Source organism: Serratia sp. HNCC26DJ244 (genome assembly GCF_057180565.1).
The window spans coordinates 35292-42830 of sequence record NZ_JBXUGO010000026.1 but is presented as its reverse complement, the minus strand read 5'-3'; the positions used below and the strand labels follow the sequence as shown (position 1 = coordinate 42830).

General features: G+C 43.5%; 12 protein-coding genes. 4 read left to right on the top strand and 8 right to left on the bottom strand.

Annotated features, from left to right (window positions below; translation table 11 throughout):
* The 6 genes from AC2A06_RS16980 to AC2A06_RS16955 form a co-directional block, all read right to left on the bottom strand.
* Nucleotides 1-690: radical SAM protein (locus AC2A06_RS16980; protein ID WP_484381056.1), on the bottom strand; the 690-nt coding region annotated here is incomplete at its 3' end.
* Entirely contained in the window at nt 683-2077 is a 1395-nt protein-coding gene (hxsB, locus tag AC2A06_RS16975; protein ID WP_484381055.1) for a His-Xaa-Ser system radical SAM maturase HxsB, read from the bottom strand. The genes hxsB and AC2A06_RS16980, both read right to left, overlap by 8 nt.
* The gene (gene hxsD, locus AC2A06_RS16970; protein ID WP_484381054.1) at nt 2074-2346 is read right to left on the bottom strand and encodes a His-Xaa-Ser system protein HxsD; all 273 of its coding nucleotides are present in this window, start codon (nt 2344-2346) and stop codon (nt 2074-2076) included. Before hxsD ends, hxsB begins: the two co-directional genes overlap by 4 nt.
* 788 nt (nt 2347-3134) lie before the next feature.
* Nucleotides 3135-3473, bottom strand: a complete 339-nt coding sequence (locus AC2A06_RS16965) for a helix-turn-helix domain-containing protein (protein WP_484381053.1) — start codon at nt 3471-3473, stop codon at nt 3135-3137.
* Complete coding sequence (locus AC2A06_RS16960; protein WP_484381052.1) at nt 3470-3811, bottom strand: type II toxin-antitoxin system RelE/ParE family toxin; 342 nt, start codon at nt 3809-3811, stop codon at nt 3470-3472. The genes AC2A06_RS16965 and AC2A06_RS16960 overlap by 4 nt, the downstream gene beginning before the upstream one ends.
* 360 nt (nt 3812-4171) lie before the next feature.
* The gene (locus AC2A06_RS16955; protein ID WP_484381051.1) at nt 4172-4519 is read right to left on the bottom strand and encodes a DUF6404 family protein; all 348 of its coding nucleotides are present in this window, start codon (nt 4517-4519) and stop codon (nt 4172-4174) included.
* Between the two features lie 197 nt (nt 4520-4716).
* Between AC2A06_RS16955 and AC2A06_RS16950 the strand changes: the two genes are divergently transcribed.
* The 4 genes from AC2A06_RS16950 to AC2A06_RS16935 all read left to right on the top strand — a co-directional run bounded on the left by AC2A06_RS16950 (nt 4717) and on the right by AC2A06_RS16935 (nt 6288).
* Complete coding sequence (locus AC2A06_RS16950) at nt 4717-4983, top strand: type II toxin-antitoxin system TacA family antitoxin (protein ID WP_484381050.1); 267 nt, start codon at nt 4717-4719, stop codon at nt 4981-4983.
* Nucleotides 4980-5258: a GNAT family N-acetyltransferase gene (locus AC2A06_RS16945; protein WP_484381059.1), complete on the top strand. Its 279-nt coding sequence runs from the start codon at nt 4980-4982 to the stop codon at nt 5256-5258. The genes AC2A06_RS16950 and AC2A06_RS16945 overlap by 4 nt, the downstream gene beginning before the upstream one ends.
* Before the next feature lie 118 nt (nt 5259-5376).
* Nucleotides 5377-5547 (top strand): hypothetical protein, encoded by a 171-nt coding sequence (locus AC2A06_RS16940; protein WP_484381049.1) that lies wholly within the window; start codon nt 5377-5379, stop codon nt 5545-5547.
* A 216-nt stretch (nt 5548-5763) separates the two neighbouring features.
* Nucleotides 5764-6288 carry a cytochrome b gene (locus AC2A06_RS16935; protein ID WP_484381048.1) on the top strand — a complete coding sequence of 175 codons (525 nt, stop codon included), beginning with the start codon at nt 5764-5766 and terminating at the stop codon, nt 6286-6288.
* 56 nt (nt 6289-6344) lie between these two features.
* On the opposite strand, the gene AC2A06_RS16930 is transcribed toward AC2A06_RS16935, so the two are convergent.
* Both AC2A06_RS16930 and AC2A06_RS16925 read right to left on the bottom strand, forming a co-directional pair.
* Nucleotides 6345-6824, bottom strand: a complete 480-nt coding sequence (locus tag AC2A06_RS16930; protein ID WP_484381047.1) for an N-acetyltransferase family protein — start codon at nt 6822-6824, stop codon at nt 6345-6347.
* Between the two features lie 188 nt (nt 6825-7012).
* The gene (locus AC2A06_RS16925) at nt 7013-7471 is read right to left on the bottom strand and encodes a (2Fe-2S)-binding protein (protein ID WP_023491913.1); all 459 of its coding nucleotides are present in this window, start codon (nt 7469-7471) and stop codon (nt 7013-7015) included.
* Between the last annotated feature and the right edge of the window lie 68 nt (nt 7472-7539).

The window sequence follows — 7539 nt, the reverse complement described above, 5'->3', positions numbered from 1 at the left end:
GTTTCCTGCATTAATTAACCCCTTAACCGTTTCATTAAATGCGCCATCACTCCCTACCAGATGATCATGCACAAGTGGTCTTGATGAGTAAAGCGGGATACCAAAGGTGATTTTGATCTTTTTGCTTCGCTCTTTTATCTGCTGTGTGAAGCTGACATCCGCAAATTTTCGCCCGTTTGTTAAAACATGCAATGCAGTATCAGGCGAGTTTTCGATGATGAAATCCAAGAAGTGCAGGAAGTCTTCTCCATACAGAAGAGGTTCTCCCCCGCTCACTCCCACGACACCATTCAGGGAGAAAGAAGCAATCGCAAGAGCTGACTGACTGAGTAACCAGTCATCGTTTCCAGTCTTTGGTGGCTGAGAACAAAACAGGCAACTGTTGTTGCACCTTTCAGTTACCAGAACAGTGTTATGGTTAGCTCTACGAGACAAAATTACTCTGAGCGTGTTCCCGTTGTTAACAACCCCAACATCACCATCTTCTATCGAGTCAAAGAGCTCTTTGCTTAAAATTGAATCTGAAAAATATGCAGGAAAAGGTGAATCTGACTGAGCATCAGTGACCAGTAAATTTGGCAAAAAGAATTTCGGATTTTCAGGCTTGTATTTGCTCAGGCGATAAAACCCTTGCTGGACTGGTATTTTGGAAGAGAACCTGAAAATGTCGTTTCTCAGCACCTCAGACATAAGTCCATCCTTTAAGCATATCTGCCATTGGTCCCTCCTGTGAGATTTCATTCAGCAAGAAGCGAAACATACCCTTGTGATACTGACAGAAGGTAGATCTACTCTTATCTCCAACAGGCTCTCCATAAACACTGATGTTTTGGCATGGATCTGCCCCACAAAAAGGCTGATAGGCACAGGTTTCACAACCAGGCATTGCAAAGTTAAATGAGGATGAAAGAGCGGAACGGTAGTATTGGTTGCTACTAAATGAGAGTGAGGCAAACTTTCCAGTACTGAAATCTGCTTCCGGGTTAACTTTCTGGAGCATACGGCTTTCGTCACTACCATAGACTTTGCCGTCATAGTTGAAGAGAATGCAATTCAGAACTACTCCGCTTGGCGATTTCAGGTCTGCATAACCACTGAAGCCCGGATTAAAAATTCTCTTAAGATGGATTGAGGCCGAGTGCTCAACGACAGTTATACCCTTCTGATTCTGAAACAACACTTGCTGCATTAATTCCTTATAAAATTCGAAATACTCAGGCATTAAGAAAGTGAAGCTCTGCTTCCGTGCAAAACCATAGGGACTGACAGGTCTGATAAACATATCCGTAAGGCCCAGAGACAGATGAGCATCCACTATGGAAGCTGGTTCTTTTATCAGCTCCTTAGTGACTGTGGTAACCGTTGCTACCCGGTTTTTTCCAAGTTTTTCTGTGATTTTCAGAATGCCCGTTACAGCTCTAGAGTGTGCCTGGAAGTCGGTAAGGATGCGGTTCTTATTGTGAATGGCTTCATTACCATCAAGCGAGACAGAGAATGTGATATTCCGTTCTTTAACCCAGGATATGATGCTTTCATCAAGTAATGACAGGCTTGTAGCAATCACCATTTCAAAAGCATCACTACCTAAAGAACTCTCACAAGCTTCATAAATTTTTTGGACAAGATCGAACCTGAGGAGCGGTTCACCGCCCTGTACTTCAACCTTGTAAGGTGGAGTGCCCAGCTTCTTAATTATGTTAACGATTTGCGGTATCAGTTCAGGATTCAGGTCATAACCATCAGCAGTGATCGGTGCTCTGCTTACCTGGCAATACTTGCAGGTATGATCGCACCTGAGAGTCGGCACAATCATGAATATAGGTCTTACAGCCAGTTCATTCATGAGCCGTTTGGCAAAGGCAGAACTCAGCGATGCTTGCGAAACTACCTGAGTAACATCGTCGGCTATGAACAATCTGCTCTCAAGCAGTTTCGATATGGGATGCTCTGACTTAAAACTGTTATTTGCAAGATGATTTAGATCGTCGTTGTCTACAAAACTATGGAAACCAGCAAGGTTGCTGATGAAGACTCTGCCATTGCTAAGGCGATCAAAGTTGAATGGCATCGTATTCATTGAGCAAGTCTCGAATCGATGCTCCTCAGAACATTATCGATTATTGAGGTTCTTACCTGGCCGGTGTGTGCCTGAAGCTTTTCTCTGAGCTTATAATCGTTCAGCAACCGCTCAAATTCGAACTCAACTTCGTCATTGGACGGTTCAAACGACACGATCCAATCTCGCTCATCTTCTTCCAGCTTCCAGTGAGTGATAGCACTAATCCAATAAAGACTGTTTCTGACCACCCACTCAGAATACGTTGTTTTTCTTATCATTTTCCTCATAGGACTACCATCATGAAAGGAACAAAAAAAGAAGACATTTTTTTACTTGTTTAAAACCATGTACATCTATAGATGATTTGACTTAAAAAAAGCACATCAATAAGCAATTGTTTTATATTGATTTTAAAAATTAAATTACAGAGCGACCTTATTAGTTATCTTAATCATTGCCGATAAGAATGTAAATTTGTTTTGAAAAACTTATGAGAAATTATATTATTACTTAAAAATCAATTAGTTAATTGAGTTTCAAACAACCGCACTAATCACCTAATCTATTGGTTTAGTGAGTAATGATAGGTTGTCACTTTAATGTCTGAAATTTAATGTCTGAAATTGAGCAGGAAGATGTGTGCTCCACAGGTCAAAACTCATTGCATGATTCTGTGATTGTTGTAAACATCCACGAAACTAACCTTGCTGCAGCTTATAACTCCTTTCATTATTCTCAACATTGAATAACAAGCCTGAGAATAGACCATGCAATACCGTAAAGAAGAAAAACAGCAGCATCTTGATAACTGGGGAAACTGTAACATCCCCCAATCCGCTTACTGCCGCGAAAATTGCGTGAAGTTAGCCACTTTTCATTATTAGAAAATGTAAGCTGATAAAGCGGTTAAAAGGCCCTCTGGATCCATGCTTAGAAGGAGGTGACAACTATGCTGACACTGAGGGCCCCGCTTGCAGTATAAATAGCCGCTAACTGTCAGGCCGATTCTGCTCAAGTACCACTAATGCTAAGACCCGTAGGTATCCCACGAAATAAGGTTCACTTCAAAACTATGTTATTCAACAATCAGCCGTACTCTTTTCCCCATATCGCCGATCATGCCAACTAATGAATCCAACGTGAATTTTTCAGTTTTCTGGTTAACGACGTCTGATATCCGTGGGCGAGAAACATGTAAAATATGTGCCGCATCTGCCTGCTTATACCCTTTATCTTTCATCCACAGACTGATTTCAGCCATTAATTGTTTTTTTATTTCAATTGCCTGTGAGATCTCTTCATTAGATTGTGCCAATAAATCTACAGCTACCTCTTCTGAAAAACCTAAATCAGTAAATATATTGTCATCAACTTGTGTGACGTGGCGAGATGCCGTATCATTTTTCTCTGTCATTTTTGTTTACTCCGATCACTCACAACCGCTCTATAACGTTCTTTTATAATATCGGTGTCTTTCTTGCTGGTTTGTTGGGATTTTTTTTGAAAACTATGTAAGACATAGATTGTTTCCTCAAATTTTGCCACATACACCACACGGAAAGCACCAGCGCAAGCACTTAATCGAATTTCAATAACGCCATTCCCCCAAGCGTTAACTGGCTTCCAATCGGCAGGCTCTAACCCAAACTGTACTTTTCTCAACTCCTTCCCAGCAATAATCTTGGCATCCTCTGGGAACTCCTTCAAGTCATCAAGCGAAGTGCCACGCCAGTCAATGTTCTTTGCTTCCATTTGGGCTCACTCCCTCACCGCAATGTATAAAATTTTATACATTACCAAACTAAAGCACAACCACTCTTTTATAGTTGTCACCTGTCGGTGAGATAAAAACGTACCCACTTGTGTCACAAACGCCTTACAGCCTAAGGATAATGCTATGGTGATTTACAATTTCCCGTGAAAGATGACAGGTTTTTACGCTGAATAGCTCCTCACCTGATTTTGAGGAAGAAAGGCTGACTGTTCACAGTAGGTGAGCAGTTAAAGTTAATTCATCACCGACAGATTACCATTTAACATATTGTTTTAAATAATAAAAGTCGGCCCATTTTTCTATAAATCTTTTTTCCTAGCGTAAAACCAATTTACTTATCAAAGGCTCTTCCAGTCAGGCAACTTGTTCACCCGTCTCCTCCAGTAATGGAATAGAGCTGTGAATAAACCAAACAGCAACCCAGCTCCAAGACTGGTTTGCAGCGCTGTTGATGCGCTATAGCACTCATTCTTCCAGATTGTAAACCACATAATTACGCCCCAAAGGGGGCCAAAGAAACCGCCATAAAAAAGCATATTTAGCCAGAATGGCGCAAACGGCGGTGGCGGGATTTCCACTCCCCATTTCCATAACAGGCGTAGGATTGGTGGAGCGTAATTACTGCGCCACATCTTTTTCTCTGCCATCAGTGCCAATGCCCGTTCTTTCCTTTCATCAAACGTCATGGTCGCGCTCCCTCAGTAGAAACAGATTCTTTTTTATCAGATCCAAGTAACCATTGAAAACTATCAGCATAAAATTTGTACATACCCTTACCTCACTACAACGATAAGCCATCCAAATTGCAAATGACTTTACGGCATCTGTAAATCCGCTATACTTTCCGTACGGCAATTTGCCGGAATAGATATCAGGAGGAATGATGGCAACAACAGCAAGATTGGAAGCCCGTATTTCTACCGAACTGCACACCTTAATCAAGCGTGCGGCAGAACTTCAAGGGCGCACAATAACTGACTTTATCATTACTGCCACACAAGAAGCGGCCAAACGGGCAATTGAAGAAACTGCCCTATTGAGACTGGCTATTGAAGATCAGCAACAGTTTGCAGATTCTTTGTTGCAGGAATCCGCAACCCCACCAAACTTGCTTCGCGCCATGGCAAGACGTAAGGAGTTGGGGAAATAATTTTAGCCGTTGATCAGCAATACTCAGGCAAAGGGCTTTGCGGCTCACTGCTCGTTGACGCCATTCTTAACGTTGCACGTTCTACCACCGGTATCTGGGCCATTCATGTTGACGCGAAAGATCAACAAGCCGAATCATTCTACTTAAAATATGGCTTTACCCGCTTCAACCACAAAACCGACTCCCTCTACCTACCACTAACTCGCACCCTATTGAAAGACCTCGACTCTTTTAACCTCATTTCCACCGTCAGCCATGCCCCAGCCAGCCGGTAAAAATAAAGTTTCTATCAGCGAATAATGCGATTTAGTTGACAACCATTAGGAAATTTAACATAACCTGTTAGTGCTGTTTATACTAGCTCAGTGACTTACAACAGAGAGAGGAGAATTGATGATGCCAAAAATTATCAAGTATGGTGCCGCAATCCTGCTGTTTACCATTACCTCCCCCACCTTTGCCTGTGTCTCTATGGGAGCCAGCCATACCTGTAACAAAGATTGCGACAGTTACTCGGGTTTTTGGTATGTCGCCTGTATCTACGGGGGAGAAAGGCACCAGTGAATAGATAGCATCCTATTATTGTTATCTTTTCCTTACTAAACTAATGGATTTAGGCAGGGGCTGTATTGCACCCTGTCCTATCATCATCTATTCTTGAGCTCGGCGAACCTAGTCCCCTTCTGCTTTTGGCATTTCTGGACTCCGTTTTTTATTTTTTTAAAATTTATTCAATCAGTACATTAACAAAATTGCATCATTTAAATATAGGGAGAGCTTATGGATGATCGTTACGCCAAGTCACAAATCCTTTTTCACTGGCTAACGTTAGTGATGGTGATTTTGACCTACAGTGCCATGTTGTTGAAAGATTCGGTGCCTGATGAGTATGTTGCGCTAGTAAAGCAGCTGCACTATAACTTTGGTATTTCAGTTTTTGTGCTGATGTTTATCCGCCTTGGTTTACGGCATCTCCACAAAGCCCCACCCATCACGCCGCCATTGGAACCCTTGCAAGCACGCGGTGCGGCACTTTTCCACTGGATACTTTATCTGTTGTTTTTAGTTTTACCATTGTTGGGCATGCTCAGCGTGGTTTATGGTGGCAAAAATTTCATTCTATTGGGCTGGCAAGTACCGCAGTTGGTTTCACCAGATCCGCAAACAGGCCACTTCCTTAAAGAAATCCACGAAGTATTAGCAAATACCGGTTATTTCATTATTGGTATTCATGCTCTGGCAGCGCTTTACCATCATTATTTCCGTGGCGACAATACGCTGCGCCGTATGATGCCGGGTAAATAATTGATCACTCCGGTACCTGCCAAGGTACCGGAATTAATCTAGCAACAGTCCACTGATCAAGACCGCGCAAATTGCTCCAGTACTTTTCCTTCCATGCGGTAACGGACCCATTCATCTTGTGGTGCAGCACCAATGCTGAGATAAAAATCAATTGCTGGCTGGTTCCAGTCCAACACGCTCCACTCCAAGCGCCCACAACCGCGTTCACAAGCAAGCTGCGCAATATGCCGTAACAGCGCTTTACCACTGCCCGCCCCACGGAACTGAGGGGCAATGTACAAGTCTTCCAGGTAAATACCGTTTTTACCCAGCCAGGTGGAATAACTCATAAAAAACACCGCGTAACCCGCGGGTTTGCCATCCACACTGCAAATAAGGGCTTCAGCACTGGCATGTTCGCCAAACAGGCTTTCTTCAATCTCACTTTGTGACGTGCGCACTTCATCTCGCGCCTTTTCATACACCGCCAGCTCAATGATCATATCCAGAATCAACTTGGCATCACGTCTTTCTGCCCGGCGAATTTCAACTGTCATTACAAACTTCCTGTTACCAGTAAATAGTACCGGACAATATATACCTAAGTTTCGTTATGTTGCAGGGCAGAATAACGATAAGCCCCCGGTAAAACCGATGCGCAAACAGCTTGAATGGCACGCACATAAAAAAGGCCGACAATTTGTCGGCCTGGTGTTCCACTTGGTTGAGAATAATCGGCTTAATTCTACCGTTTTAACGCATAGTGGATGGAATCCAATATTGGCTGGTAGCCGGTGCAGCGGCAAATGTTCCCTTCCAGCGCATCCATCAACTGCTCCTCACTGGGGTCCGGATGTTTCGCCAACAGTGCAGTCGTACTCACCAGCACGCCCGGGGTGCAAAACCCGCACTGTACACCACCACGCTCAACAAACGCATGTTGTAGCTCCTGGGTGATGGGGTTGTCTGCCAACCCTTCCAGGGTGGTGATTTCGGCATCTTCGCACTGCTGTGCTAAAACCAGGCACGAGCAGACCGCGTTACCATTCATCATCACTGTACATGCGCCACACTCGCCAATGGCGCATCCTTCCTTCGTCGCCGTAAGCTGAAGTTTATCGCGCAGCATGTCCAACAAACGCATATTACCTGTCACCTGCGCTTCAACTAACTCACCGTTTACCTTAACTTTTATCGTACTCATAATCTCTCTTCCACGGTATGGCGTGTAGGGCATCTTGATACTTTATGGCCAACGACACGCCTGTCCAG